This is a genomic window from Aliirhizobium sp. YIM B11859 (genome assembly GCF_057163345.1).
Map to the genome: position 1 here is coordinate 305,528 of NZ_JBXHAY010000003.1, position 26,237 is coordinate 331,764.

24 protein-coding genes are annotated in these 26,237 nt (G+C 61.3%); 19 read left to right on the top strand and 5 right to left on the bottom strand.

Annotated elements, in window-relative coordinates:
• Positions 1–2 precede the first annotated feature (2 nt).
• The 12 genes from ftsL to AC2GXZ_RS13815 all read left to right on the top strand — a co-directional run bounded on the left by ftsL (position 3) and on the right by AC2GXZ_RS13815 (position 14,924).
• Positions 3–467, top strand: coding sequence for a cell division protein FtsL (gene ftsL / locus AC2GXZ_RS13760; RefSeq protein WP_483759728.1), 465 nt, complete (start codon positions 3–5; stop codon positions 465–467).
• Positions 467–2,212 carry a peptidoglycan D,D-transpeptidase FtsI family protein gene (locus tag AC2GXZ_RS13765; protein ID WP_483759729.1) on the top strand — a complete coding sequence of 582 codons (1,746 nt, stop codon included), beginning with the start codon at positions 467–469 and terminating at the stop codon, positions 2,210–2,212. The genes ftsL and AC2GXZ_RS13765 overlap by 1 nt, the downstream gene beginning before the upstream one ends.
• A 57-nt stretch (positions 2,213–2,269) precedes the next feature.
• Positions 2,270–3,742 (top strand): UDP-N-acetylmuramoyl-L-alanyl-D-glutamate--2,6-diaminopimelate ligase, encoded by a 1,473-nt coding sequence (locus tag AC2GXZ_RS13770; RefSeq protein WP_483759730.1) that lies wholly within the window; start codon positions 2,270–2,272, stop codon positions 3,740–3,742.
• A complete protein-coding gene (locus AC2GXZ_RS13775) occupies positions 3,739–5,172 on the top strand; it encodes a UDP-N-acetylmuramoylalanyl-D-glutamyl-2,6-diaminopimelate--D-alanyl-D-alanine ligase (protein WP_483759731.1) in 1,434 nt (477 codons plus the stop codon). The genes AC2GXZ_RS13770 and AC2GXZ_RS13775 overlap by 4 nt, the downstream gene beginning before the upstream one ends.
• A 28-nt stretch (positions 5,173–5,200) precedes the next feature.
• Positions 5,201–6,301, top strand: a complete 1,101-nt coding sequence (gene mraY / locus AC2GXZ_RS13780) for a phospho-N-acetylmuramoyl-pentapeptide-transferase (RefSeq protein WP_483759732.1) — start codon at positions 5,201–5,203, stop codon at positions 6,299–6,301.
• 6 nt (positions 6,302–6,307) lie between these two features.
• A complete protein-coding gene (gene murD, locus AC2GXZ_RS13785) occupies positions 6,308–7,714 on the top strand; it encodes a UDP-N-acetylmuramoyl-L-alanine--D-glutamate ligase (RefSeq protein WP_483759733.1) in 1,407 nt (468 codons plus the stop codon).
• A 4-nt stretch (positions 7,715–7,718) separates the two neighbouring features.
• Positions 7,719–8,873, top strand: coding sequence for a putative lipid II flippase FtsW (ftsW, locus tag AC2GXZ_RS13790; RefSeq protein ID WP_483759734.1), 1,155 nt, complete (start codon positions 7,719–7,721; stop codon positions 8,871–8,873).
• Between the two features lie 16 nt (positions 8,874–8,889).
• The gene (gene murG / locus AC2GXZ_RS13795; protein WP_483759735.1) at positions 8,890–10,032 is read left to right on the top strand and encodes an undecaprenyldiphospho-muramoylpentapeptide beta-N-acetylglucosaminyltransferase; all 1,143 of its coding nucleotides are present in this window, start codon (positions 8,890–8,892) and stop codon (positions 10,030–10,032) included.
• A complete protein-coding gene (gene murC, locus AC2GXZ_RS13800) occupies positions 10,029–11,438 on the top strand; it encodes a UDP-N-acetylmuramate--L-alanine ligase (RefSeq protein WP_483759736.1) in 1,410 nt (469 codons plus the stop codon). The genes murG and murC overlap by 4 nt, the downstream gene beginning before the upstream one ends.
• A 2-nt stretch (positions 11,439–11,440) precedes the next feature.
• A complete protein-coding gene (murB, locus tag AC2GXZ_RS13805) occupies positions 11,441–12,415 on the top strand; it encodes a UDP-N-acetylmuramate dehydrogenase (protein ID WP_483759737.1) in 975 nt (324 codons plus the stop codon).
• Between the two features lie 235 nt (positions 12,416–12,650).
• The gene (locus tag AC2GXZ_RS13810) at positions 12,651–14,273 is read left to right on the top strand and encodes an ABC-F family ATP-binding cassette domain-containing protein (protein WP_483759738.1); all 1,623 of its coding nucleotides are present in this window, start codon (positions 12,651–12,653) and stop codon (positions 14,271–14,273) included.
• 162 nt (positions 14,274–14,435) lie between these two features.
• Positions 14,436–14,924 (top strand): hypothetical protein, encoded by a 489-nt coding sequence (locus AC2GXZ_RS13815; RefSeq protein WP_483759739.1) that lies wholly within the window; start codon positions 14,436–14,438, stop codon positions 14,922–14,924.
• 94 nt (positions 14,925–15,018) lie between these two features.
• Here the strand turns inward: AC2GXZ_RS13815 and AC2GXZ_RS13820 are convergent, their stop codons facing one another.
• From AC2GXZ_RS13820 to AC2GXZ_RS13840, 5 genes are all read right to left on the bottom strand, one after another.
• On the bottom strand, positions 15,019–15,372 hold the full coding sequence (locus tag AC2GXZ_RS13820) for a hypothetical protein (RefSeq protein ID WP_483759740.1): 354 nt from the start codon (positions 15,370–15,372) through the stop codon (positions 15,019–15,021).
• A gap of 144 nt (positions 15,373–15,516) precedes the next feature.
• Positions 15,517–15,858 (bottom strand): hypothetical protein, encoded by a 342-nt coding sequence (locus AC2GXZ_RS13825; protein WP_483759741.1) that lies wholly within the window; start codon positions 15,856–15,858, stop codon positions 15,517–15,519.
• A gap of 106 nt (positions 15,859–15,964) precedes the next feature.
• Positions 15,965–16,585 (bottom strand): glutathione S-transferase family protein, encoded by a 621-nt coding sequence (locus tag AC2GXZ_RS13830; RefSeq protein ID WP_483759742.1) that lies wholly within the window; start codon positions 16,583–16,585, stop codon positions 15,965–15,967.
• Positions 16,586–16,689: 104 nt separating this feature from the next.
• Entirely contained in the window at positions 16,690–17,145 is a 456-nt protein-coding gene (locus AC2GXZ_RS13835; RefSeq protein ID WP_483759743.1) for an N-acetyltransferase family protein, read from the bottom strand.
• A gap of 73 nt (positions 17,146–17,218) precedes the next feature.
• Positions 17,219–18,430 (bottom strand): NADP-dependent isocitrate dehydrogenase, encoded by a 1,212-nt coding sequence (locus tag AC2GXZ_RS13840; protein WP_483759744.1) that lies wholly within the window; start codon positions 18,428–18,430, stop codon positions 17,219–17,221.
• Between the two features lie 231 nt (positions 18,431–18,661).
• On the opposite strand from AC2GXZ_RS13840, the gene AC2GXZ_RS13845 reads away from it, so the two are divergent.
• The 7 genes from AC2GXZ_RS13845 (at position 18,662) to AC2GXZ_RS13875 (ending at position 26,192) form a co-directional block, all read left to right on the top strand.
• Positions 18,662–19,207, top strand: a complete 546-nt coding sequence (locus AC2GXZ_RS13845) for a hypothetical protein (protein WP_483759745.1) — start codon at positions 18,662–18,664, stop codon at positions 19,205–19,207.
• A 57-nt stretch (positions 19,208–19,264) separates the two neighbouring features.
• Positions 19,265–21,361 carry an FUSC family protein gene (locus AC2GXZ_RS13850; protein ID WP_483759746.1) on the top strand — a complete coding sequence of 699 codons (2,097 nt, stop codon included), beginning with the start codon at positions 19,265–19,267 and terminating at the stop codon, positions 21,359–21,361.
• A 62-nt stretch (positions 21,362–21,423) separates the two neighbouring features.
• Positions 21,424–22,263 carry an RNA methyltransferase gene (locus AC2GXZ_RS13855; RefSeq protein WP_483759747.1) on the top strand — a complete coding sequence of 280 codons (840 nt, stop codon included), beginning with the start codon at positions 21,424–21,426 and terminating at the stop codon, positions 22,261–22,263.
• A complete protein-coding gene (gene murI / locus AC2GXZ_RS13860) occupies positions 22,247–23,047 on the top strand; it encodes a glutamate racemase (RefSeq protein WP_483759748.1) in 801 nt (266 codons plus the stop codon). The genes AC2GXZ_RS13855 and murI overlap by 17 nt, the downstream gene beginning before the upstream one ends.
• A gap of 401 nt (positions 23,048–23,448) precedes the next feature.
• Positions 23,449–23,691, top strand: a complete 243-nt coding sequence (locus tag AC2GXZ_RS13865) for a hypothetical protein (protein WP_483759749.1) — start codon at positions 23,449–23,451, stop codon at positions 23,689–23,691.
• 192 nt (positions 23,692–23,883) lie between these two features.
• Complete coding sequence (locus AC2GXZ_RS13870) at positions 23,884–24,522, top strand: LysE family translocator (RefSeq protein WP_483759750.1); 639 nt, start codon at positions 23,884–23,886, stop codon at positions 24,520–24,522.
• Between the two features lie 146 nt (positions 24,523–24,668).
• Positions 24,669–26,192, top strand: a complete 1,524-nt coding sequence (locus tag AC2GXZ_RS13875; protein ID WP_483759751.1) for a helicase HerA domain-containing protein — start codon at positions 24,669–24,671, stop codon at positions 26,190–26,192.
• The last annotated feature ends 45 nt before the right edge of the window (positions 26,193–26,237 follow it).

The following is a 26,237-nucleotide window of genomic DNA, read 5'->3' on the forward strand; positions in this document are numbered from 1 at the left end:
CGATGCTGAGAAGTTTCGATCTCGTCCTGATCGGGGTGATGACCACGATGGCGGTCGTCACCTACACCATCAAGCATCGCGCCGACGAGAAGCTGACGCAGGTGCGTCACCTCGAATCGGAAATCAAGCTTGAGCGCGACACGATCGACCTCCTTAAGGCTGACTGGGCCCTGGTAACTCAGCCGAATCGCCTACAACCGCTGATCAAGGTCTACGATACCGAGCTTGGTCTGGTGCCGACCGAGCCGACGCAGCTCTCCATGCCGCGTGAACTGCCGATGCAAAGGTCGAAACTGCCGCAGGCCGATACGACGATCGAGGACATCATCGCCGGCAAGAGCGGCGAAGTGGCTGCCGCCCTCAAGGGGGTCGCACAGGCAAAGGCGACGCCCGCTCCGAAAATCCCGTTGCCGCTGCCGCGCGGCTTCACTCCCGATGCAATCTCCACTGGTTCGGTGAAACGCTGATGAGCTTCTTGTCTCGGATAATGATGGTCAAGCGCCGGGCACATTTCTCGTCCGACCGAAAAGGGCGCTCGATTGCCCGTGGACCGGCATTCGAGGGCACGCGCAAACGCAAATCATCACAGGCCCGCAACCGTGTCGGTCTGTTGATCGCGGGCTTTGCGATGTTCTACGTGATGATCGGCGGACGCCTCGTCCAATACGGCGTGGCCCATCCAGAGACGACATCGAGCATTCTGCCGGCAGACCGCCTGATGGCGTCGCGCCCGGACATCGTCGACCGCAACGGCGCCGTGCTGGCGACCGACATCCGCACGGTTTCGCTGTTTGCCGAGCCGCACAAGGTCGTCGACGCCGATGAGGTGGTCGAGAAACTCTCCACCGTGCTGACCGATCTCGACGTCAAGTCGACCTATTCCAGGCTCAAGTCCAATTCGCGCTTCCAGTGGCTGCGCCGTCAGTTGACTCCGAAGCAGCAGAGCCAAATTCTGGCACTCGGTATTCCGGGCATCGGGTTTCGCCCCGAAAAGCGTCGCTTCTATCCTGGTGGGCGCACGGCAGCGCATATCGTCGGTTACGTGAATATCGACAACCGCGGCGTGGCCGGCATGGAGCGTTATATCGACAGCCAAGGTCTTGCCGATCTGGCATCCGTCGGCATGACCTCGAACCAGCCTCTGGAACCGGTCAAGCTGTCCATCGACCTTCGCGTCCAGGCGATCGTACAGGATGTCGTGTCGCAGTCGATCGGCAAATACAGCGCTATCGGTGCCGGCGCCGTGGTGCTCGATATTCATACGGGCGAGGTTCTCGGCATGGCGTCTGCTCCGGATTTCGATCCGAACGATCCCAATGCCGATGGCGACAAGGGCTGGTTCAACCGCATGTCGAACGGCACGTTCGAGATGGGCTCGACCTTCAAGTCCTTCACGCTTGCCATGGGCCTCGACGACGGCAAGATGAACCTCAACAGCACATTTGATGCGCGTTTCCCGATCCGCATCGGCGGCTTCACCATCAAGGACTTTCACGGCAAGGGCCGCTTCCTCAGCGTGCCGGAAATCTTCCAGTATTCGTCCAACATCGGCACCGCGAAGATCGCCGATGCGGTCGGCATCGAGAACCACAAGGACTTTTTGACGCGGCTTGGGCTGCTGTCGAAGATGAAGACCGAGTTGCCCGAAGTCGCCCAGCCGAGCCAGCCGCGCGAATGGAAGAAGATCAACTCGATCACCATTTCCTTCGGTCACGGTGTCTCGACGACGCCGCTGCAGACGGCGGTCGCCGGTGCGGCTCTGGTCAATGGCGGCGAACTGATCCAGCCGACCTTCCTGCCTCGAACCCGCGAACAGGCCGATTCGGTCGCCACCCAGGTCCTCAAGCCGTCGACCAGCAAGGACATGCGTTATCTGTTTGAGTGGAACGGCGCCAACGGCTCCGGCCGCAACGCCCGCGTCGCAGGCTTCGATGTCGGCGGCAAGACCGGTACGGCGGACAAGGTTGTCAACGGCCGTTATGCCCACGACAAGAACTTCAATGCCTTCCTTTCGGCCTTCCCGATGAGCAATCCGCAATATGTGGTCTTGAGCTTCAGCGACGAGCCGAAGACCGACAAAGGCAACGGTGCGGCCCTTGCTGCCATGTCGGCCGCCCCGATGGTCAAGGAGATCATCAGCCGCGCTGCGCCCATTCTCGGTGTGAAGCCGAAATTCGGCAATGACGGTTCTGCCCTGCTTGTGTCTTATTGAGCGACAACAACTCGGACGGCGATTCGTAAACGCCACTCGAAAGATGGAATGCAATCGATGAAACTGCGCGATCTTGTCGGCCCGGATGTTCCGGCCATCAACGACCTTCTTTCCGGCTCCTTCACGGATGCGGTGGGGGATATCGAGATTGGCGGCCTTTCCGCCGATAGCCGCAGGATAACGCCGGGCATGTTGTTCGTTGCACTTGCCGGCAACAAGGCTGACGGATCGGGTTTTGTCGGTGACGCGACCTCGCGTGGAGCGGCCGCGATCGTTGCCGGCCATCCGGTCGAAGCCGAGATCCCTGTCATCACCGTTTCCGATCCGAGACGGTTTCTTGCCCTTGCCGCAGCCCGTTTCTTCGGTCGGCAGCCGGAAACGATGGTCGCCGTGACAGGCACCGCCGGCAAGACCTCCGTCGCGTCATTCACCCGGCAGATCTGGGCCAAGGCCGGCCTCGATGCCGCCCAGGTCGGCACCACGGGCGTCATCTCGCCCAAGCGCAATGATTATGGTTCGCTGACGACGCCGGATCCGGTCGAACTGCAAAAGCTGCTCGCCGAACTTGCCGACGAGGGCGTGACACATGCCGTCATGGAAGCCTCCAGTCACGGTCTCGACCAGTCGCGCCTCGATGGCGTCAGGCTTGTCGCCGCCGCCTTCACCAATCTCGGGCGCGATCACATGGACTACCACCCGACGGTGGAGGACTATATGGCGGCCAAGATGCGCCTGTTCGACACGCTGATGCCGAAGGGCGCGCCGGCCGTGATCTTTGCCGACGACGAATGGTCGCAAGAGGCGATCCGCGTTGCCACGGCATCCGGCCTCGATGTCAGGACGGTGGGCCGTAGCGGCGACTATATCTGCATCAAGCGCGTCGAGCATTTCCGCCACAAGCAGATGGCCGAAATTCATCACGCTGGCCGCATCTACGAGATCGACATTCCGCTTGCGGGCGATTTCCAGCTCGCCAACGCGCTGGTAGCCGCCGGCCTTGCGATTTCCACCGGCGTTGCTGCAGGGACGGCCTTTGAAGCGCTCGAGACGCTGCAGGGCGCCTCGGGGCGCCTCGAGCTTGTCGGCCACACAAAGGACGGCGCGCTCGCTTATGTCGATTATGCGCACAAGCCGGATGCGCTGGAAAAGGTTCTGTCGGCCGTACGTCCCTTTACCAGCGGCAAGGTTCTGGTCGTGTTCGGCTGCGGCGGCGATCGTGACAGGGGCAAGCGGCCGATCATGGGCGAGATCGCCACCCGGCTGGCCGACGTCGTTGTCGTAACCGACGACAATCCGCGCTCAGAAGTGCCGGAAGTCATCCGCTCCGAGATCATGGCCACGGCATCGGGCGCGATCGAGATCGGCGACCGGGCAAAGGCGATCCGCCATGCCGTCAATATGCTTGGCTCGGGCGATACGCTGATCGTTGCCGGCAAGGGACATGAGGAAGGCCAGACGGTCGGGACGACGGTCCTGCCTTTCTCCGATCATGTGGAACTGCGCAAGGCGCTGGAGGAGCGGGCATCGTGAGCTTTCTTTGGACATCGGAAGAAATGACGGCCGTGATGGGCGGGCGCCCGGTCGGCGTGCTTCCTGAAGGCATCACGGGTATTTCCATCGACAGCCGTTCGATCGGTGCAGGTGAAGCCTTTTTCGCCATCAAGGGCGACCGCGTCGATGGTCATGACTATGCGAATATCGCCGTTGCCAATGGTGCGCCGCTGATCGTTGTCAGCGAAAGCAAGATCCCGGCGCTCGGCCGGCTGACCGTGCCGATGATCGTTGTCGAGGACGTGCTCGTCGCGCTCGGCAGGTTGGCGGTCGCCGCGCGTGCGCGCAGCCGCGCCCGCATCGTCGCGGTCACGGGCTCCGTCGGCAAGACCACCACCAAGGAGATGCTGCGTCACGTTCTGGCGCCTTCCGGCAAGGTGCATGCCGCCGTCGCCTCATTCAACAATCACTGGGGCGTGCCGCTGACGCTTGCCCGCATGCCGGCCGATACCGATTACGGCGTCTTCGAGATCGGCATGAACCATGCGGGCGAGATCACGCCGCTGGTGAAGATGGTCAAACCGCATGTGGCGATCATCACCACGATTGCGGCTGCCCATCTCGGTCATTTCAAGGATCTGGAAGAGATCGCGGCAGCCAAGGCCGAGATTTTCGACGGTGTCGTCGAAGGCGGTGTTGCGGTGGTCAACCGGGACATCAAACAATATGAATTCCTCGCCGAGCGCGCGCAGGAAGCCGGCGTTACTCGGATCTGCAGCTTCGGCCAGCATGCCAAGGCGGATTTCCGTCTTGCCGATTTCGAGGGCGACGGTGAAGGTTCGACGATCTGGGCCCTGCTCGACGGCGAGACCCGTGAAGTCAGGATCGGTGCACCCGGCCGCCATATTGCCGAAAATGCCATGGCGGCACTCGGCGCCTGCGATCTCCTCGGCGCCGATATCGAGCTTGGCATTGCAGCACTTGCCCAATTGCGGCCGGTCAAGGGCAGGGGTGAGCGTCATCGGCTCGGCATCGGCGAGGGGCATCTGACTCTGATCGACGAAAGCTACAACGCCAATCCGGCCTCCATGCGTGCCGCGATCGCACTGCTTGCCTCGACTGCGCCGGAACTCTCCGGCCGGCGGATCGCCGTTCTTGGCGACATGCTGGAAATGGGCGAGTTTTCTGAAACTGTGCATGAAGAGCTTGTCGGCCCGCTGCTGGCTGCCGGCATCGAACATGTCTGGCTGGCCGGCAAGGAAATGGCCGTGCTTCGCGACGCGCTGCCCGACAGCGTCGAGGTCGCCTACCACGAACAGACATCCGATCTGGTGGACCATGTTGTCCGCTCCGTCAGGCCCGGCGACGTGGTCATGGTGAAATCGTCACTTGGTCTCGGCTTCGGCAAGATCGTTTCGGCTTTGCTTGACAACTATCCGGCATTACCCGACACGGACCACCAACTTTGAATTTTAGCGGCTTCGCGAAAGGGCCCTCATGCTGATCTGGCTTGTCGAACTGTCGGACAAACTGCAGTTTTTCAATTTGTTCCGATACATCACCTTCCGGACTGGCGCAGCCCTGTTCACCTCGGCGCTAATCGTCTTCCTGTTCGGTCCGCGGATGATCGATTCGCTGCGCGTCCGGCAGGGCAAGGGTCAACCGATCCGCGCCGACGGTCCGCAGACCCATTTCAAGAAGGCCGGCACGCCGACCATGGGCGGACTGATGATTCTCGCCGGCATTGTCGGCGGATCGCTGCTCTGGGCAGACCTCTCCAACGTCTATGTCGTGGCCACACTGCTGGTGACGCTCGGTTTCGGTGCGATCGGCTTTTATGACGACTATCTCAAGGTCACCAAACAGTCGGACAAGGGTTTTTCCGGCAAGGCGCGCCTCGGCATCGAGTTTCTCGTTGCTGGCGTCGCGGTGTTTTTCATGATGCGCATGGCGATGCATTCGCAGACCGCCAATCCGGGGCTTGCCACCTCGATCGCCTTTCCCTTCGTCAAGGAATATGTCCTCAACGTCGGGATATTCTTCATCCTCTTCGGCGGTTTCGTCATCGTCGCGGCCGGCAACGCGGTGAACCTCACCGATGGTCTCGATGGTCTTGCCATCGTGCCGGTGATGATCGCGGCCGCATCCTTCGGCGTCATCGCCTATCTCGCCGGTAACGCCGTTTTCGCCAACTACCTGCAGATCAACTTCGTACCCGGTACCGGCGAACTCGCCGTCATTCTCGGCGCGGTGATCGGCGCGGGCCTTGGCTTCCTGTGGTTCAATGCGCCACCGGCCGCCATCTTCATGGGCGATACCGGATCGCTGGCGCTCGGGGGCCTGATCGGTTCGGTCGCGGTTGCCACCAAGCACGAGATCGTCATGGCGATCATCGGTGGGCTTTTTGTCATCGAGACGCTGTCGGTGATCATCCAGGTCGGTTTCTTCAAGATGACCGGCAAGCGGGTGTTCCTGATGGCGCCGATCCACCACCATTTCGAAAAACTCGGCTGGACGGAGAGCCAGGTGGTGATCCGTTTCTGGATCATAGCCGTTGGCCTGGCCATGCTCGGCCTATCCACCCTGAAACTTCGGTAATAGACAATGATCCCGGTCACGACCTTCAAAGGCAAAGACGTTGCGCTGTTCGGGCTCGGCGGCTCCGGACTTGCGACCGCTCAGGCGCTGGTTGCCGGCGGAGCGAGGGTGACGGCCTGGGATGACAATCCCGACAGCGTGGCGAAGGCGGCGCAGGCTGGCATCGAGGTCGCCGACCTGAGGGGGATCGACTGGGGCAGACAGGCAGCCTTCGTGTTGTCGCCGGGCGTGCCGCTCACTCATCCGAAACCGCACTGGACGGTCGATCTGGCGGGAGCCGCCGGTGTCGAGATCATTGGCGACGTCGAGCTTTTCGTCCGAGAACGCCGCGCGCATGCGCCGGACTGCCCGTTTATCGCCATCACCGGCACCAACGGCAAATCGACGACGACCGCACTGATTGCTCATATCCTCAGGGAAAATGGCCGCGATACCCAACTCGGCGGCAATATCGGCACGGCGGTGCTGACGCTTGATGCGCCGCAGGACGGTCGTTTCTACGTCGTTGAATGCTCGTCCTACCAGATTGATCTCGCCCCGACGCTCAACCCGACGGCCGGCATCCTGCTCAACCTGACACCCGACCATCTCGACCGGCACGGCACGATGCAGCATTATGCCGACGTCAAGGAACGTCTTGTTGCCGGCAGCGATACCGCCATTATCGGCGTCGACGACAGCTATTGCGCCCTGATCGCCGATCGTGTCGAGCGGGCTGGCGTCACGGTCAAGAGGATATCCAAGCGTAGCCCGGTTACCGACGGCATTTATGCCGATCGTGGCCGGCTGGTGCAGGTATGCGGTGGCGTGGCAGAAGAGATCGCCGATCTCGACGGCATCGAGACGCTGAAGGGTGCGCATAACGCCCAGAACGCTGCCGCCGCCGTTTCGGCCTGCCTCGCGGTTGGCCTTTCCGCCGATGAAATCCGCGGGGGCCTGAAGTCCTTCCCTGGGCTGAAACATCGGATGCAGCCTGTCGGGCGTCGCGGCCAGGTAGTTTTTGTCAACGATTCCAAGGCGACTAACGCGGAAGCGGCAGCTCCCGCTCTTTCGAGTTATGACCGAATCTACTGGATTGCCGGTGGTCTGCCGAAGCAGGGCGGCATCGCAAGCCTCGCACCACTCTTCTCGCATATCGTCAAAGCCTATCTGATCGGAGAGGCCGCGCCGGCATTTGCGGCCACCCTGGGCGACAGCGTGCGTTACGAGATCTCCGGCACGCTGGATCAAGCACTCGCCCATGCTGCAGCAGACGCCGATGGCGATGCCATCGCATCGGCGGTGATGCTCTCGCCGGCATGCGCAAGCTTCGATCAGTTCAGGAATTTCGAGGTCCGCGGCGATGCTTTTGTCGAGCTCGTGGCAGGCCTGGATGCCGTGACGATGCTGGTCGAGACCGGGAAAAGGAACTGAGACGATGGTAAGCCGCGCAGACCGAGGACCGCTCGCAGACTGGTTCTGGACCATTGACCGCTTTTTCCTGGCGGCCTTCATCCTGTTGATGGGGATCGGCTTCATGCTGTCCTTCGCCGCATCGCCGGCGGTGGCCGAGCGTATCGGCCTGCAGCCCTTCCACTTCGTCGAACGACATGCGCTGTTCATCATTCCCTCGCTGATCGTCATGTTCGGCCTGTCCTTCCTCTCGCCGAGGCAGGTGCGGCGCACCGCGATCGTCATCCTTGCCGTCTCGCTGATCCTGATGGTGCTGGCGCTGTTTTTCGGTGTCGAGGTCAAGGGCGCGCGGCGCTGGATCGGGGTCGGCGTCCTCTCCATCCAGCCGTCGGAATTCATGAAACCGGCTTTCGTCGTCGTCTGCGCCTGGCTGTTTTCCGAGCATGCGCGGCAACCGGAAATTCCCGGCAACCTCTTTGCGATCATCCTCTTCGGCATCGTCGGAGCGTTGCTGATCGCCCAGCCTGACCTTGGCCAGACGATCCTGACAAGCGTCGTGTGGGGCGGCATGTTTTTCATGGCCGGCATGCCGTGGCTGTGGATCGTGCTTCTCGGCGGCTTTGGTGTCGGCGGCCTGGTCGCGGCCTATTACATGCTGCCGCACGTGACGGCGCGTTTCGACAAGTTCCTCACCGGCGAAGGTGACCGTTTCCAGGTGGAGACTGCCCATGAGGCTATCGTCCGCGGCGGCTGGTTCGGCCAGGGCCCGGGCGAGGGGATCGTCAAGCGCATCCTGCCCGACAGCCATACCGACTTCGTTTTTTCCGTCGCGGCGGAAGAGTTCGGCATCGTCTTCTGCATGGCGCTGGTCCTGATCTTTGCCTTCATCGTGCTGCGCGGTCTGAACCATGCGTTCAAGGAGCGCAACGACTTCAACCGTTTTGCCGTCGCGGGCCTCGTTCTGCAGATCGGCATCCAGTCGATGATCAATATCGGCGTCAATCTCGAACTGATGCCTGCCAAGGGCATGACGTTGCCATTGATCTCCTACGGCGGCTCCTCGCAGGTCGCGATCTGCATCACCGCCGGGTTTATCCTTGCATTGACGCGTCACCGGCCCGAAAAGAGGGCGCAGGAGCGCAGCCTGTTCAGGGTCGCGCAGGGCGTGCCAGCCGAGTGACGGGCGGAGTATTCGAATGAGCAAGGGTATCATCGTGCTGGCCGCCGGAGGAACCGGTGGTCACCTGTTTCCGGCCGAAGCGCTTGGTCACGAATTGCGCCGGCAGGGCTACTCGGTACATCTGGTCACCGACAGCCGGGCAGAGCGCTTTGCCGGAAAGTTTCCGGCCGACGATGTCCATGTCGTGCCGTCCGCGACTTTCGCATCGAAGAACCCGTTTGCCATGGCAAAGACTGCGCTGACCCTGTGGAAGGGTCTTCGCACCGCCCGCAGGTTGATGACACGTCTGAGGCCCGTCGCAGTCGTCGGGTTTGGCGGTTATCCGACCGTGCCGCCGCTCCTGGCATCGACCGGGCTCGGCATTCCGACACTTATCCACGAACAGAATGCCGTCATGGGCCGCGCCAACAAGGCGCTTGCCAGACGGGTCGCGGCGATAGCCGGCGGTTTCCTGCCCGAAGGCAAGGGCGAATACGCTGCCAAGACGGTCGTCACCGGAAATCCGGTCCGCCCGCCGGTGCTCGACGCCGCCAGGATCCCCTATATCGCCTCCCGCGGCGATGCCCCATTCCGGCTGGTCGTGTTCGGCGGCAGCCAGGGCGCGCAGTTCTTTTCGTCCGCCGTGCCGACCGCCATCAGTCTTCTGGAGCCGGCTCTTCGAGAACGGCTCATCGTTACCCAGCAGGCCCGGCCCGAAGACAAGGATCGCGTCACCTCCTGTTTCGCCAAGTTGAAGGCGCCGGCCGACATCGCGCCATTCTTCTCCGATATGGCCGATCGACTGGCTGAGGCGCATCTCGTCATCTGCCGTTCCGGCGCATCGACGGTGAGCGAAATCGCCGTTATCGGCCGCCCGGCGATCCTTGTGCCTTACCCTTATGCGCTCGATCACGATCAGGCAGCCAATGCTGCAGCGCTGCTTGCCGAAGGCGGCGCTGAGGTCGTCCAGCAGTCGGACCTTTCGCCCGAAAAGCTTTCCGGCCTGATCGCTGCGGCGATGAACGAACCCGACAGGCTGGAGGCCGTAGCGGCGGCGGCCAGGAAGGCCGGCAGGCCGGACGCCACCGAGCGGCTGGCCGATCTCGTGATCGCTATTGCAGAAAAGCGTTCGATCGCCGAATACAAGAACAATAAGAATAAGAGTGGAGTTCAGGCATGAAGATGCCCCAGGCCATCGGCCTCGTACATTTCATCGGCATCGGCGGCATCGGCATGAGCGGCATTGCGGAAGTGCTGCACAATCTCGGCCATCGTGTTCAGGGTTCGGATCAGTCGGACAGCGCCAACGTCCAGCGCCTGCGCGACAAGGGCATCGAGGTGTTTGTCGGCCATCAGGCGGATAATCTCGGTGATGCCGAAGTGGTGGTTGTCTCGACCGCGATCAAGAAGACCAATCCGGAATTGATCGCCGCGCGCGAAAAATCGCTGCCGGTGGTGCGCCGCGCCGAGATGCTGGCCGAGCTGATGCGCTTCCGCAATGCGATCGCCATCGGCGGCACCCATGGCAAGACGACGACGACCTCGATGGTCGCGACGCTTCTCGATGCCGGCGGGCTCGATCCGACCGTCATCAATGGCGGCATCATCAACGCCTACGGCACCAATGCCCGCATGGGTGAGGGCGAGTGGATGGTGGTCGAGGCCGACGAATCGGACGGCACATTCCTGAAGCTTCCGGCCGAAGTCGCGGTCGTCACCAATATCGATCCCGAACATCTCGATCATTACGGCAATTTCGACGCGGTGCGGGCGGCCTTCCGCCAGTTCGTCGAGAACGTGCCGTTCTACGGTTTCGGCGTGCTCTGCATCGACCATCCGGAAGTCCAGGCGCTGGTCGGCAAGATCGAGGACCGCAAGATCGTCACCTATGGCGAGAACCCGCAAGCAGACGCACGTTTCTCCAATATCCGCATGGACGGTACAAGGGCGACCTTCGACGTCGAGATCCGCCGTCGTCGCACCGGCCGGGTCTTCAATTTCAAGGATCTGACCCTGCCCATGCCGGGTCGCCACAACATTTCCAACGCAACGGCGGCAATCGCGGTTGCCAACCGCCTGGGTATTTCCGAAGCCGATATCCGCAAGGGGCTTGCCGCCTTCGCTGGTGTCAAGCGGCGCTTCACCCTGACAGGCACCTGGAACGGCGTGTCGGTCTTCGATGACTACGGCCATCATCCGGTCGAGATCAAGGCCGTGCTGAAGGCGGCGCGCGAGGCCTGCAAGGGCCGGATCGTCGCCGTCCACCAGCCGCATCGCTTTTCGCGCCTGTCGAGCCTGTTCGAGGATTTCGCCACCTGCTTCAATGATGCCGACAGCATCATCCTGGCTCCGGTCTATGCCGCCGGCGAGGATCCGATCGAAGGAGCCAATTCCGAGGCGCTGGTTTCGCGCATCCGCGCCGGCGGACATCGCGACGCGCGCTTCATCGCTTCGCCGGGCGAACTGGCACCCATCGTTTCAGGCATTGCGAAACCGGGTGATTTCGTGGTTCTTCTGGGAGCAGGTAACATTACACAGTGGGCGGCATCCTTGCCGAAGGAACTGGAAAGCATAGCAGGACTGTAAGAATGAAGCAGGTAGATGGGGAAAAGCTGCTGGCCTCGCTCGGGGAGGGGGTCAACCAACTGCGCGGGCGTCTGACGCCGGACGCGCCGATGGATCGCGTGACCTGGTTCCAGGCGGGTGGTCTGGCGGAACTGATGTTCCAGCCGCATGACGTCGATGATCTTGTGGCGTTTTTGAAAATGCTGCCGCAGGAAATACCGCTGACGGTGATCGGCGTCGGTTCCAACCTGCTGGTCCGCGACGGCGGCATTCCGGGCGTCGTCGTGCGCCTGTCGGCCAAGGGGTTTGGACAGGTCGAGCTCGTCGGCGAAAACCGCATCAAGGCCGGCGCGATCTGCCCGGACAAGCACATTGCCGCCATGGCAATGGATAACGGTATCGGCGGCTTCGCTTTCTATTACGGCATCCCGGGCTCGATAGGCGGTGCGTTGCGGATGAATGCCGGCGCCAATGGCGGCGAGACGGCCGAACGTGTCGTCGAGGTCCATGCCGTCGACCGGCAGGGCAACAAGCACGTCCTCACCCGCGAAGAGATGGGCTACAGCTATCGCCATTCGGCCGTCTCCAGGGACATGATCTTCACCCATGCGGTTTTCGAAGGTTATCCCGAAGACCGAGCCAAGATCCGTGCCGACATGGATGCCGTTCGCCAGCATCGCGAGACCGTCCAGCCGATCAAGGAAAAGACCGGCGGTTCGACCTTCAAGAACCCACCTGGCCATTCAGCCTGGAAGGTGATCGACGATGCCGGTTGCCGCGGCCTGATGAATGGCGGCGCCCAGATGTCGTCGCTTCACTGCAACTTCATGATCAATATCGGCCACGCAACCGGATATGATCTCGAATATCTCGGCGAAATGGTGCGTCAGCGCGTCTTCGACGACAGCGGCATCAAGCTGGAATGGGAGATCAAGCGCCTCGGCATCTTCATGCCGGGACGTGAGGTAAAGCCGTTCCAGGGCGCCACGACCGAATAGGTCGATGGCTTGGTCCGCTTCGATTTATGGGGACCGTCTCGGCACTTCGGTGATACGCTCGGATAAATGAGCTGCACCGGAGGGCTGGATTGCCGTTATGCTCAACGAGCGCAGCTGTCGCCGCAGCGCAAAGGCCGGCGACGGCAAATAGCCGTTCGCATCTGCGAAAAGGCCGAGACATCGGGCTTCTCGCATGACATAAGGCAGGCCGAATTCGTCACGAGACCCGGCCGCCATGATCCGCATCGAAAATATCAGCAAGTCGAACAGCCATCGCATTCTCTATATCGAGGCATCGGCTGCGCTTAACCGGGGCGAAAAGATCGGCCTCGTTGGTCCGAACGGATCCGGCAAGACGACCCTGTTTCGCATGATCACCGGCCAGGAAATGCCGGATGAAGGCCAGGTCGGTGTCGAAAAACACGTCACCATCGGTTATTTCAATCAGGATGTCGGTGAAATGTCCGGCGTCAGCGCCGTCACCGAAGTGATGGATGGTGCCGGGCCGGTCAGCACGGTTGCCGCCGAACTGCGCGAACTCGAAGCCGCCATGGTCGATCCCGACCGTATGGACGAGATGGATCAGATCATCGAGCGTTACGGCGAGGTTCAGGCCCGTTACGAGGAACTCGACGGTTACGGTCTGGAAAGCCGCGCCCGCGAGGTTCTCGCGGGCCTCTCCTTCAGCCAGGAAATGATGGACGGCGATGTCGGCAAACTGTCGGGCGGCTGGAAGATGCGTGTGGCGCTTGCCCGCATCCTGCTGATGCGCCCCGACGTGATGCTGCTCGACGAACCGTCCAACCATCTCGATCTCGAAAGCCTGATCTGGCTTGAACAGTTCCTCAAAGGTTATGACGGCGCGCTGCTCATGACCTCGCACGACCGCGAGTTCATGAACCGGATCGTCAACAAGATCATCGAAATCGACGCCGGTTCGCTCAATACCTATGCCGGCGACTATGGCTTCTACGAGGGACAGCGCGCCCAGAACGAAAAGCAGCAGCAGGCGCAGTTCGAACGCCAGCAGGCCATGCTTGCCAAGGAAATCAAGTTCATCGAGCGTTTCAAGGCGCGCGCTTCCCATGCTGCCCAGGTGCAGAGCCGGGTGAAGAAACTCGACAAGATCGAGCGCGTCGAGCCGCCGAAGCGTCGCCAGTCGGTCGCTTTCGAATTCCAGTCGCCGCCGCGTTCCGGCGAAGACGTCGCCAACCTCAAGGGCATCCACAAGGCCTATGGCAGCCGCATCATCTACGAAGGGCTGGACTTTTCGATCCGCCGCAAGGAGCGCTGGTGCATCATGGGCGTCAACGGCGCCGGCAAGTCGACGTTGCTGAAGCTGATCGCCGGATCGGCCGAGCCGGATCAGGGGTCTGTCGCGATCGGCGCAAGCGTCAAGATGGGCTATTTCGCCCAGCATGCCATGGATCTTCTCGATGGCGAGCAGACCGTGTTCGAATGGCTGGAATCGGAATTCCCGCGCGCCGGCCAGGGCGCGCTTCGCACGCTCGCCGGCTGTTTCGGTTTCTCCGGTGATGACGTCGAGAAGAAGTGCCGTGTCCTGTCGGGTGGCGAAAAGGCCCGCCTCGTCATGGCGGCGATGTTGTTCGATCCGCCGAATTTCCTCGTTCTCGACGAGCCGACCAACCATCTCGACCTCGACACCAAGGAAATGCTGATCAACGCATTGTCCGAATACGAGGGCACGATGCTTTTCGTCAGCCACGATCGCCATTTCCTCTCCGAGCTTTCCAACCGCGTGCTGGAAGTTTCCGCAGACGGCGTCCATCGCTACGATGGTGGTTACCGCGAATATGTCGAGCGCACCGGCTACGAAGCGCCCGGCCTTGTTGCCTGATAGGAAACGTCTCTGAGACAGCACGTCTCTTGCGATGACCGGCGGTCGTTCACGATCCGCCGTCATCCGCAGTTTTTGCCTTGATCAAGAAGGCGTCGCCCCTAGCTAGACCCATTGGGTTTTGGGGCGGCTTTCTGAAGGCAGATAGGACGATGTTGATTTATGGCTTTTCAGACACTGGTTTTGCGGACGTTAGCCCGCTTGTCGATCATGGGCGTCACTCTGGCCGCCTGCTCCATCCCGCCGGATACATCGCGCGTCATTGGCGAAAATTCCACCGTCGCTGAGGCCCGCAAGGAACTGGTCGGCCTCGACGAGGATGATCTGCGCATGTGTGCCGGATTTCCGACCGCGACCAGCACCACCGCCGATGGCGGCTCGATCTGGGCCTACCGGCGCGACATGCCGCGTGGAAACTGGAATGTCGTCAATCCGTCCTTCACCCTGTTTGGTGCCATACCCGCGGTCAACACGTCGAGAAGCGGCTCTTCCGGCGGCAATTGCAGCACCCAGTTCCGCTTTGCCAAGAGTGGAAAGCTTGAGCAGGTGGAATATGCCGGCGACAACAACACCGCGACCGATATCAACGGCCTCTGCGTCAGCATGGTCGACAATTGCCTTGTTTATGCGCGCAAGAAGGCGTCGAGGTGACAGGCTCCCAACACCTGCGATGCGAACAAGCCGGCAGCCACGAAAAAAGCCGCGCAGGGCGCGGCTTTAAAGGGTGTCCACCGGGTTCGGGTGATTACTGGCAGATGCGGACGGTTTCCGTATGCCAGCCGCCGTCATAGGCATTGCCGACGCGACGGTCTTCGTACCAGCAACGCGGCGGCGGTGGTGGTGGCTCCACGTAACGCGGGCCGCCGCCATTGGCCAGGGCGCCGCCGATCAGGCCGCCGACCACGCCGGCTGCAAGACCTCCGGCAATCACGCCGCCGGTATTGTTGTGATGATGGTGCCGCGGCGGCGGAGGCGGCGGTCCGCGATGATCCCAGCGCGGCCGTCCGTCGTAATACTGCGCCATGGCACCGCTGGCGGGCAGCAATGCGCCGCTGACTGCGATTGCTGCAGAAAGTGCGGAAACAACGATCTTCTTCATAGACATAGTCCTCAAACGCCGATTTGTCCGGGCGCTTCGATACAAGACAATGCGCCCGTCAGCCTTAACGTATCTTGAACGAACCTATTCCCGTTCGGGCGAAAGGTTTGCCGCTCACCGCAGCCTATCTGCCGACAATATGTCCTATTGATGGATCGTATAGGAACCCATGGCGCAGAGATCCTGGGTGTCTTCCATGTCCTCGAAATTGGACTCTTCCGTGAACTCGAAGCGCATGTCGTATTTGCAGGTGCGGCGGCCGTCGGCGATGGTGATCTTCATGCTCTCTCCCGGCTCGAGCACGTCGTCGCCAAAGACATCATCTTCCCAATTGTCGACGCCGGTCGGCGATGTGTAGAAACGCTCGAGCGTGCCCTTGGTCTTGTTGATCAGCGTGAAGACGAGATCGTCTGCTGCCTGCGTTGCGCCGACAGAGAGCAGAAGTGTAGCAAAAGCACCGGCTGCGATGGAGGTGAACCTGGTCATTGAAGTAATCCCTGCCCATGATTGGGTGGTAGGTGATTACCATGTCCATATGGGCCCGCAACGGGACCTCGGATTCATGATGAATTTTGGATTTTTAATATTAGGATTATTGCATATTTACTGCTGCCAGATCGTCCTTTTCGGTGGCGCGCTGATAGGCGTCGCGCAATGCAAGTCGGCCGAAATACTGCTCGAAGGCGGGTCGTTTCTCGATCGAACCGAACTGCAGCCCCCAGCCGATCTGCGAACCGACATAGACGTCGGCAGCACTGAATTTTTCGCCGGCTATATAGGGATTTGTCCTGACCGCGGCCTCCAGGGCATCCATGACGTCGGCATGGCTGCCATAACCGATCATCCGCTCGCGATCCGCGGGAACCTCGAAGCCGAGCGCCCTGTTGCTGGCGGCGGCTTCCAGCGGACCGGCGGCAAAGAACATCCAGCGGTAATAATCGGCCCGATCAGCGGGCGAGGGCGCCAGTCCCGCGTCCGGAAAGGCATCGGCAAGATAGGCACAGATCGCGGCGCATTCCGTCACGGTTTTTTTGCCGTGAACGATCGTCGGCACCTTGCCCATCGGATTGACTGACCTGTAGCGTTCGTCCTTCATCGTGGCGCCGAACTGCAGGATTTCCGCCCGATAAGGCACGCCGACCTCCTCCAGCATCCAGCGGGCGATCCGCCCGCGCGACAAGGGGTTGGTGTAGAGCACCAGATCATCGGTCATGCGTTATCCTCCGGTCGTTCCCCATTGTTTGTGGGGCGGATGACGACACAATCAAGAGGTGGTCATGGGGGCGGGCAGGATGGCGGACGAGTATGCGGGCCTGGTTACAGCGGCTTGCGGTACTGGATGAAGCCGGGTGCCACAGCGACGCGATCATACAGACGACGGGCTGAATCATTGTGTTCCTGCGTCAGCCAGTAGAGCCGCCCGGCATTCTTGTCGCGTGCCAGAAGCGCCACCTTTTCGATCAGCGCCTCGCCAACGCCACGGCCGCGCTGGCTGCTGTCGACATAGAGATCCTGCAGGTAGCAGGTCATATCCGGCAGCCAGGTGGAGCGGTGAAAGAGCGCATGCACGATACCGACCAGCCTGCCGTCGTCGAATGCGCCGAGCGCGTGCATTGGTTCCGCTGGATCAAGGAAACGCGACCATGTCATGTCGTATTGTTCCTTCGGCAGTTCCGATTCGTAGAAGCGGATATAGGCCTCGAACAGCGGCTGCCACGCCTCGCGGTCGGATGGCGCCAGAGGACGGATTTCGACGGGACGGTGAACGGACATGCTTGAGCCTCCCAGCGCAAAAGAAAACGGCGGGGAAAACCCCGCCGCTCAAGTCTAATCCGAAGGTAAAGGCTTACGCCATCGCCTTCTGCAGGTTTTCGTCGATCTTGTCGAGGAAGGCGGTGGTCGACAGCCAGGGCTGATCCGGACCGATCAGAAGCGCCAGGTCCTTTGTCATGAAACCGGCTTCGACGGTGTCGATGCAAACCTTCTCGAGCGTCAGGGCGAATTTCGACAGTTCGGCATTGTCGTCGAGCTTGGCGCGGTGCGCGAGGCCACGGGTCCAGGCGAAGATCGAGGCGATCGAGTTGGTCGAGGTTTCCTGGCCCTTCTGGTGCTGGCGGTAGTGACGGGTCACGGTGCCATGGGCGGCTTCGGCTTCGACCGTCTTGCCGTCCGGCGTCATCAGAACCGAGGTCATCAGGCCGAGCGAACCAAAGCCCTGCGCGACGATATCCGACTGCACGTCGCCGTCGTAGTTCTTGCAGGCCCAGACGTAACCGCCGGACCACTTCAGAGCGGATGCGACCATGTCGTCGATCAGGCGGTGTTCGTACCAGATCTTGGCTTCGTCATACTGCGCCTTGAATTCGGCGTCGAAGATTTCCTGGAACAGGTCCTTGAAGCGGCCGTCATAGGCTTTCAGGATGGTGTTCTTGGTCGACAGGTAGCAGGGAACGCCGCGCTGCAGGGCGTAGTTGAACGAGGCGCGGGCGAAATCGCGGATCGAGTCGTCAAGATTGTACATCGCCATGGCAACGCCGGAGGACGGTGCGTTGAACACTTCGTGCTCGATTTCCTGGCCGTCGTCACCGACGAACTTGATCGACAGCTTGCCCTTGCCCGGGAACTTGAAGTCGGTTGCGCGATACTGGTCGCCGAAAGCGTGGCGGCCGACGATGATCGGCTTGGTCCAGCCGGGAACCAGACGTGGCACGTTCTGCATGATGATCGGTTCGCGGAAGATGACGCCGCCGAGAATGTTGCGGATCGTGCCGTTCGGGCTCTTCCACATCTTCTTCAGCTTGAATTCCTCGACGCGGGCTTCATCCGGCGTGATGGTGGCGCACTTGATGCCGACGCCGTGCTTATTGATGGCGTTGGCCGCATCGATCGTCACCTGGTCGTCGGTAGCGTCGCGGTTCTCGACGGACAGATCGTAATATTCGATGTCGAGATCCAGATAGGGCAGGATAAGCTTGTCCTTGATCAGCTGCCAGATGATGCGTGTCATCTCGTCGCCGTCGAGATCGACGACCGGGTTGGCTACCTTGATCTTCTGCATGGACTTCCTCTTGTCGTAAGCGGGCCGTGGGGCGGCCCCTGATTGATCAACGGGTTGCGCTATAGCATCGCAGTGCGGGAGTGCAAAGGCATGAGACCGGGATTCCGGGCTTGCGGGCGAGATTTCAGGAGCCGGCCGGCATGTCGCGCAAAAGCAGCAAGATTGGTCATTGCCAAATATCCGCTCAGGGGTAATGTCCGCGCAATATCGCCTCGAATCTGGATTGCCATCATGCGAACTCTGCCGCTCGCGCTTGCCTTCTCGCTCCTGTCCACGGCCTGCTTGTCCACGGTGTCGATGGCGGCCGACGTGCCCGCGCCGGTCAAGGAGGTGATGAAGATCACCGAAGACAACTGGAACAGTGCCGACAGCGACTGGAAGTTCATCTTCGACCCCGAGCCGCTGGCGCGTCTGTTCAGCAAGCATTTCCAGTCGGTCTATGCCGAAGCCGCAAAACATCCGGCCTACGACACGGAGAACAACCAGCCGGGTGACCCGTTCGGGTATGACGTGGTGACCGCCTCGCAGGATGGTTGCCCGCTGAAGGAGATCACCATGGTTCCGGCCGCGCCTGCCAACGGCAAGACGGACGTCAAGGTCACCTTCAAGCAATGGACCTGCGTCGACGATACCAATCTGAAGGACAGCGTTTCGGAAGTGCATTTCGATGTCATCGACGAAGCCGGCAACCCGGTGATCGACGACATCCACCGCGTCGCCGATGGCGAGAGCGATTCCGTCATCGAGGAAATGCAGTCTATCGCCAAGGGCGAATGATGCCGGACGCGAGCCTGACGGTCCCGGTGTTTCACTCGTCCCGCACCGGGAGCGTTCATGCCGGCCTTTAAGCCACCGGAATTTTTCATCCACAGTATGGCGACCTTTGCCGATCGGCTGCTGGCCCATGACCCGGCGCTGTCGCGGGTGAAGATGGGCGCGCGGGTGACGCTGACCATCGCCGCCTCGATCCTCTCGCTGATCGCCATCCACCTGCTTGTTTCGCCGCTGCCGCCGATATCCTATGCGCTTGCCATCGTGCTTTCGATCGAAGGCGGGGTGGCGGTCAAGGATCGCACGGCGAGCGAACAATTGAGGACGCGGCTGATCGGCTGCGCCGCCAGCCTTTTCTGCATCGCTCTTGCCGCGACGCTCGAGCCATACCGCCTGGTGGCAGATCTTGCCTTCCTGGCTGTCATTCTGGCGGCAAGTCTGGCGCGTGTTCTTGGGCCTCGCGGTTTTGCCGTCGGCATGTTCGCCTTCATCTCCTATTTCATCGGCGCCTACCTGAAGCCGACCATTGCCGAGCTTCCGCTGGCCGCACTCGGGCCGCTGTTTGCCGTCGCCTACGGGCACCTGATCCGCAAATATTTCCTCCGAGACGATTGGCGCGGCGATCTGGTCAAGACGCTGCGGGCAGTCCAGCGTCGCGTCTCGAATGTGCTTGTCCGTCTCGCATCCGTGTCTCTTGCCGGTGATGTGACGGATCGAGACCGGCTTGAATTGCGGCAGTTGGAAGAGCAGCTGAAGGATGTCGTGCTGATGGCGGAAGGCCTTCTGCCACGCAATCCCGATGGTACCCTGCCGTCGGATGGCCGGCCCGTCCAGGCTTTGTCGATGACCATATTCGACGTCCATCTGGCAGCCGAGAGCGTCATCATCCAGTCGCTGCAGGCACCTGTTCCGCTCGGCCTTGTCCGCGCCGTCCTCGAAGGCGATCCGGCCCGGGCAAAGACGCTTGTGGACACCATGGAGCACGCGGCAGACAGTACCGGGAGCGAGGCGGCGGCGGAGGGTGATCATGCCAGACGTCAGACCGCGCAGGCCTTTCTCTGGCTGCAGCGCTCGCTGGCGGATCTTGCCGCAGGCGTCGATGCGGTTGCCGCCGGCGATTTTCACGAGCTGGACGAACCGCCGCGTATGCCGGCGCCGACAAAACCCGATTTTTCCTGGAAGAACCCGCTTGTCCGGGCAGCGGTGCAGATCACCATCGCCTCGGGCATAGCGATGATCTTCGGCCTTGCTCTGTCGCGCGAGCGGTGGTTCTGGGCGGTGCTGACCGCTTTTCTGGTGTTCAGCAACACGCGCTCGCGCGGCGATCAGGCCATTCGCGCCGTCCAGCGTTCGGTCGGCACGCTGCTCGGGGTCGTGATCGGCCTCGCAGCGGCGACGCTGCTTGCAGGGCATGAGGCGGCAACCGTCATGCTTGCCGCGGTCTGTGTTTTCCTTGCCTTCTACTATCTGCAGGTGTCCTACGCGCTGTTGAGCTTCTTCGTCACCATCGTGCTGTGTCTCGTCTATGGCCTGATCGGCCAGCTGACACTGGACGTGCTGTTGTTGCGCCTGGAGGAGACGGTGATCGGCTCGGTCGCCGGCATGTTCGTCGCCTTCGTCATCTTTCCCTCGTCGACGCGTTCGACCGTCGAGCTGGCGCTCGCCCGCTGGTATGACAATCTCGGGCAGCTGCTGGATGCAGTCGGCGCCGGTGAAAGCCGTTACCGGTTGATCGAACTGTCGAACAAGCTTGATGAATCCTACCGCGACCTGACCGTCGCCGCCCGCCCTTTGGGAAGCCCCTGGTCGCTGGTGACCCGCCCGGGACCGATCCGCCAGACGCTGGCGGTGTTTCTCGCCTCGTCCTACTGGGCGCGCATATTTGCCCGCGATTTTTCGTCGACGGACAATCGCGGCGATCCGCAGATCGCACGCGCCATCGGCGACGCCCAAAAGGCACTCCGGAAGGCGGCGGCAAAAGGAGCGCAGTGCTTTTCCGCAAAGAGGCCGAGCCATGTCGCGACAGGCACGACGGCGCCGGCACCGGGGCAGGGCGTTGCAAAGGGGGCGGATATGGTCGCCAATCTGCTCACCCGGCTTTATCCGGCAGAGCCGGATGGCACAGCCCATCAGGCCTCCAGGCAGACGGTAAAACAATAAGCGGCTTGCCGTCGCCGGCTGACGGGTCTATTTCGCGCCTTCAAGAACAAGCGGAAACGAATATGTCGGGCACGAACAGCGAACGCGAACTCATTGCCGAAGGGCCAGCCATCATTCTGGTCGAGCCGCAGCTCGGCGAAAATATCGGCATGGTGGCGCGCGCCATGGCCAATTTCGGTCTGGCCGAGCTTCGTCTCGTCAACCCGCGCGACGGCTGGCCGAGCGAGAAGGCGCGCTCCGCCGCCTCCAAGGCCGATCATGTCATCGACGGCACGAAAGTCTACGAGACGCTGGAGGAGGCGATCGCCGACCTGAATTTCGTCTACGCCACCACGGCGCGCGAGCGTTACGGTTTCAAGCCGGTCCGCTCACCGGTCTTTGCCGCCACCACCTTGCGCGAAAAATTCAAGGCGGGTGAAAAGACCGGCATCCTTTTCGGCCGCGAACGCTGGGGCCTGAATAATGAGGAAGTGGCGCTTGCCGATGAGATCGTTACCTTCCCGGTCAATCCCGCCTTTGCCTCGCTGAACATCGCCCAGGCCGTGCTGCTGATGTCCTATGACTGGATGAAGTCGGGCATGGACGATCTCGAGGAAACGCGTTTCCAGCCGATCGAACAGCGTCCTTCGACCAAGGAGCAGGTTCTCGGCATGTTCGAACATGTCGAGGAGGCGCTCGATGCCCGTGGTTATTTTCATCCACCTGAAAAAAAGCCCAAAATGATCGACAATCTGCGTGCAGTCCTGTCGCGACGGGCGTTTTCGGAGCAGGAGATCAGCGTGTTTCGCGGTGTGATCCGTTCGCTCGACCGCTTTCAGCGGCAATGGCCGGAGAAGATTGTCCCAAGGCAGAAGAAGGCCGGCGAGGCAGGGGAGACAGAGGGGCATGACCTCGACGACTGAGCTGAAACCGGTCCTGGTGTTCGATTCGGGCATCGGTGGATTGACGGTGCTGCGCGAGGCCCGCGTCCTGATGCCGGAGCGCGGTTTTATCTATGTCGCCGACGACGCTGCCTTTCCTTATGGCGGATGGGAGGAGGGCGCTCTGCAGGAGCGTATCCTCTCGCTGTTTGAAAAGCTGCTCGCCGAATACCGGCCGGAAGTCTGCGTCATCGCCTGCAACACGGCTTTTACACTGGCCGGTGCTGCCCTTCGCGAAAAATTCCCTGCCATGACGTTTGTCGGCACCGTGCCGGCGATCAAGCCTGCTGCCGAGCGAACCCGCTCCGGCCTCGTTTCGGTGCTGGCGACGCCTGGCACCGTCAAGCGTGCCTATACGCGCGATCTCATCCAGTCCTTTGCCAGTCAATGCCATGTCCGGCTGGTGGGGTCGGAGAACCTTGCACGCATGGCGGAAAGCTACATCCGCGGTCAGTCGATATCGGATGAGGCGGTGCTGGCCGAAATCACCCCCTGCTTCGTCGAGAAGGATAACGACAAGACCGATATCGTCGTGCTGGCCTGCACCCATTATCCGTTCATGGCGAATGTCTTTCGGCGGCTGGCGCCATGGCCGGTCGACTGGCTCGATCCGGCCGAGGCGATTGCCAGACAGGCACGTCGCAAGGTGCCGCTGATCGACGGTGCCGAACATCCGGACGGTTATGATTTCGCCGTCTTCACCTCCGGCAATCCGGATTTCGCCACCCGCCGCCTGATGCAGGGTTTTGGCCTTCAGACCAACTAAACTGGCCGCAGGGCAGTGATTGTGGCGATTGCGCAACAGTCCCATCCTTGAATGCAATTTTCGATTGTGAGCGCTTGCGCCTCTTTGAAGCCCGTGTAATGTTCCAGCTGTCCGCAACTCCTAGAAAGGGAGCGCATTCATGACTGCATTTTTTGCCTATACGCGCCTTTCTGGCGGATCCGTCCGAACCATGCGAGTGAATAACCCGCGACATCTTCTCGGATTGGCTTTCTGCGGCTGATAACGCCCGGAGTCCGCCTTTTGGCATCTTTTTCTATCTAAACTCAATCTTGACGTAACCGGCTCGGCCGCCTGACGACCCTTGTCGTCTGCCTGTCCGCGCGCGTCTCCCCGAACCTTGAAAGGACCCGGCCGCTGTCGCGCGCCGGGGCGGAAAAGCTATGCGTGAAATGCACGTAATGGTTGCCGATGTTCTGTCGGCGGAATTGGACGCTCTGCATCGTCGTCATGGCCCCTGGCGTTTGCTGTGGGCGCTCGTCACCATCACTGTCCGGCGCTCTTTCTCCGGCAATCATATTGCCGATCTCAACGACCATATGCGCCGCGATATGGGTTTGCCGGATGTTCGCGATTTTGAGGATTTGCGTTTCCGCCAGCAGATGGAATGGAAGCGTTATCTCTAAAATCCTGAAGTAGGGCCCTGAGTCCATGGGATACCTCAGGCTCCACGATCCGGCGGTATGTCCCTCATGCCGCCGGACGAACTCCATCTCGCCGGCGGCTGGCAGGTTGCCGGAACGCCTCTCGCCCTGAAAACACCACTTGCCAGCCGTCTGAAACGGTGGCTTCGTCGTCTCCGACCGGAGGAAAACATCATGTCTATCGAACACTGGCTTGCATTCGCCGCCGCTTCTGCGGTGCTCCTGGCTATTCCGGGTCCAACGATCCTGCTCGTCATCTCCTATGCGCTGAGCCACGGCCGCAAGGTGGCAAGTGCCACCGTCGCCGGCGTGGCGCTCGGCGATTTTACCGCCATGACCGCATCGATGCTCGGCCTCGGTGCCTTGCTCGCAACTTCGGCCATGCTGTTCACCGTGCTGAAATGGATCGGCGCCGCTTATCTGATCTATCTCGGCATAAAGCTCTGGCGCGCTCCGGTGGGCAGCCAGCAGATCGCAGCCGAAGAGGCCGAGCAGCCGGTGATCAAGCCGGTCCGCATCTTCTTCCACACCTATGCGGTAACCGCGCTGAACCCGAAAAGCATGGTATTTTTTGTCGCCTTCCTGCCGCAGTTCCTCGACCTGACCAAGCCGCTCTTTTTCCAGATGGCGGTGTTCGAGATGACGTTCCTCGTGCTGGCGACGCTGAATGCCGCGCTTTACGGGCTTCTGGCCTCTATGGCGCGCGACACGATTCGCAAGCCGAAGGTCCAGAAGGTCGTCAACCGTACCGGCGGCACGCTGATGATCGGTGCCGGACTTCTGTCGCTCGGTTTCAAGCGCGCTGCGGCCTGATGCCGTGCTGATCGTAAAGCCTGTTGATTTTTCGCACTTGCCGGGCGAAACGAATCTCGATCTCTGTTAAAGGGAGGGGTCGGCGTCATGCGGTACCGCAAGCGACCGCCGATCGATCACCAAATTGCGGCATACGAGGTAGGACATTGCAGGTCGGCATCGATATGGGAACTGTGACCGGCGGCGAGCCGGCCAAGCTCGATATCGAGGAGCTTCTGGCAACGCGTCTGCTCGTGCAGGGCAATTCCGGTTCAGGAAAATCGCATCTTCTGCGCCGCCTTCTGGAACAGTCGGCCCCTTGGGTGCAGCAGGTCGTCATCGATCCCGAAGGTGATTTCGTCACGCTGTCCGACAAATACGGCCACGTCGTCGTTGATGGCGAACGCACCGAGGCGGAACTTGCCGGCATTGCCAACCGCATCCGCAAGAATCGCGTCTCCTGCGTTCTGACGCTCGAGGGCCTTGATCTCGAAGAGCAGATGCGCGCTGCGGCGGCCTTCCTCAATGGCATGTTCGATGCCGATCGCGATTACTGGTATCCGGTCCTCGTCGTTGTCGACGAAGCTCAGATGTTTGCCCCGTCGGTCGCCGGCGAGGTCTCCGAAGACGCCCGCAAAATGTCGCTCGGCGCGATGACCAACCTGATGTGCCGTGGCCGTAAGCGTGGCTTGGCCGGCGTCATCGCCACCCAGCGCCTGGCAAAGCTTGCCAAGAATGTTGCAGCCGAAGCCTCGAACTTCCTGATGGGCCGCACCTTTCTCGATATCGATATGGCGCGCGCTGCCGATCTTCTCGGCATGGACCGCCGCCAGGCGGAAATGTTCCGTGATCTCAAGCGCGGTAATTTTGTCGCCCTTGGTCCGGCTTTGTCACGCCGTCCGCTGCCGATCGTGATTGGCAATGTGGAAACTTCGGCCCGCTCGTCGAGCCCCAAGCTGATGCCGCTGCCGAATGCGCCGCAGGATGTCGAAGACCTTATCTTCACGCCCGATCCGGAAGAATTCGCCCGGCCGCTCACCGCCGTGCGCCGTCCGACCCAGGCGCCGCGCCCGACAACGGATATTCTTACAGAGCTTTCCCGCTCGACGCCTGCCGCAACGCAGTCGTCTTCGTCCGAGGCCCGCGTGCCGGTTCCGGAACTCTCTCCGGAAGAACGCGAGGAGCGGCTGATGGTCGTTCTCTCCGAAATTCTCGACGATCCGCAGTCGGCCTATCGTACCGACAGCGTCCTCTATCAGGACTTCCTGGTACGGGCGCGCATGCGCCGTCTCGCCGGGCCGCCGCTGTCTCTCGGCGATTTCCGCCGTCGCACGGCGATCGCCAGATCCGGTGTCGATGCGGCAACCGCTGCAAGCGATGCATGGGCGACCGTCCTCAGTCTTTCGAACGGTGTTTCGGATGATCTTCAGGGCGTTTTCCTGATGATGGCAAAGGCGGCGCTCGGGAGCGAACCTTGCCCGTCTGATGCCCGCATCGCCCGCGCTTACGGCACCCATTCGGCGCGCCGTGCGCGTCGTCTTCTCGGTTATTTCGAAGAGCAGGGGCTGATCGTCGTGCACGCCGATTTTTCCGGAAAACGCATCGTTGCCTTTCCCGATCTGCAGGCGGAGACGGCTCCGGGCAGTGCCGAAGCACAGGATGAAGGCGAGGCCCGCCACGCGGCCGAATAGCCTCATCACGAACGCGTGTTCGTGTCACATAAGCTACATGCCGTG

What these genes read in the sequence shown, in the direction of transcription:
- AC2GXZ_RS13770 (WP_483759730.1), top strand. Translation starts at nt 2,270, where the DNA reads ATGAAACTGCGCGATCTTGTCGGCCCGGATGTTCCGGCCATCAACGAC.
- murD (WP_483759733.1), top strand. Translation starts at nt 6,308, where the DNA reads ATGATCCCGGTCACGACCTTCAAAGGCAAAGACGTTGCGCTGTTCGGG.
- AC2GXZ_RS13830 (WP_483759742.1), bottom strand. Translation starts at nt 16,585, where the DNA reads ATGACCGATGATCTGGTGCTCTACACCAACCCCTTGTCGCGCGGGCGG.
- AC2GXZ_RS13845 (WP_483759745.1), top strand. Translation starts at nt 18,662, where the DNA reads ATGCGAACTCTGCCGCTCGCGCTTGCCTTCTCGCTCCTGTCCACGGCC.
- murI (WP_483759748.1), top strand. Translation starts at nt 22,247, where the DNA reads ATGACCTCGACGACTGAGCTGAAACCGGTCCTGGTGTTCGATTCGGGC.
- AC2GXZ_RS13820 (WP_483759740.1), bottom strand. Translation starts at nt 15,372, where the DNA reads ATGAAGAAGATCGTTGTTTCCGCACTTTCTGCAGCAATCGCAGTCAGC.
- murG (WP_483759735.1), top strand. Translation starts at nt 8,890, where the DNA reads ATGAGCAAGGGTATCATCGTGCTGGCCGCCGGAGGAACCGGTGGTCAC.
- AC2GXZ_RS13765 (WP_483759729.1), top strand. Translation starts at nt 467, where the DNA reads ATGAGCTTCTTGTCTCGGATAATGATGGTCAAGCGCCGGGCACATTTC.
- ftsL (WP_483759728.1), top strand. Translation starts at nt 3, where the DNA reads ATGCTGAGAAGTTTCGATCTCGTCCTGATCGGGGTGATGACCACGATG.
- ftsW (WP_483759734.1), top strand. Translation starts at nt 7,719, where the DNA reads ATGGTAAGCCGCGCAGACCGAGGACCGCTCGCAGACTGGTTCTGGACC.
- AC2GXZ_RS13815 (WP_483759739.1), top strand. Translation starts at nt 14,436, where the DNA reads ATGGCTTTTCAGACACTGGTTTTGCGGACGTTAGCCCGCTTGTCGATC.
- AC2GXZ_RS13825 (WP_483759741.1), bottom strand. Translation starts at nt 15,858, where the DNA reads ATGACCAGGTTCACCTCCATCGCAGCCGGTGCTTTTGCTACACTTCTG.
- AC2GXZ_RS13835 (WP_483759743.1), bottom strand. Translation starts at nt 17,145, where the DNA reads ATGTCCGTTCACCGTCCCGTCGAAATCCGTCCTCTGGCGCCATCCGAC.
- AC2GXZ_RS13850 (WP_483759746.1), top strand. Translation starts at nt 19,265, where the DNA reads ATGCCGGCCTTTAAGCCACCGGAATTTTTCATCCACAGTATGGCGACC.
- AC2GXZ_RS13870 (WP_483759750.1), top strand. Translation starts at nt 23,884, where the DNA reads ATGTCTATCGAACACTGGCTTGCATTCGCCGCCGCTTCTGCGGTGCTC.
- murB (WP_483759737.1), top strand. Translation starts at nt 11,441, where the DNA reads ATGAAGCAGGTAGATGGGGAAAAGCTGCTGGCCTCGCTCGGGGAGGGG.
- AC2GXZ_RS13840 (WP_483759744.1), bottom strand. Translation starts at nt 18,430, where the DNA reads ATGCAGAAGATCAAGGTAGCCAACCCGGTCGTCGATCTCGACGGCGAC.
- murC (WP_483759736.1), top strand. Translation starts at nt 10,029, where the DNA reads ATGAAGATGCCCCAGGCCATCGGCCTCGTACATTTCATCGGCATCGGC.
- mraY (WP_483759732.1), top strand. Translation starts at nt 5,201, where the DNA reads ATGCTGATCTGGCTTGTCGAACTGTCGGACAAACTGCAGTTTTTCAAT.
- AC2GXZ_RS13810 (WP_483759738.1), top strand. Translation starts at nt 12,651, where the DNA reads ATGATCCGCATCGAAAATATCAGCAAGTCGAACAGCCATCGCATTCTC.
- AC2GXZ_RS13865 (WP_483759749.1), top strand. Translation starts at nt 23,449, where the DNA reads ATGCGTGAAATGCACGTAATGGTTGCCGATGTTCTGTCGGCGGAATTG.
- AC2GXZ_RS13855 (WP_483759747.1), top strand. Translation starts at nt 21,424, where the DNA reads ATGTCGGGCACGAACAGCGAACGCGAACTCATTGCCGAAGGGCCAGCC.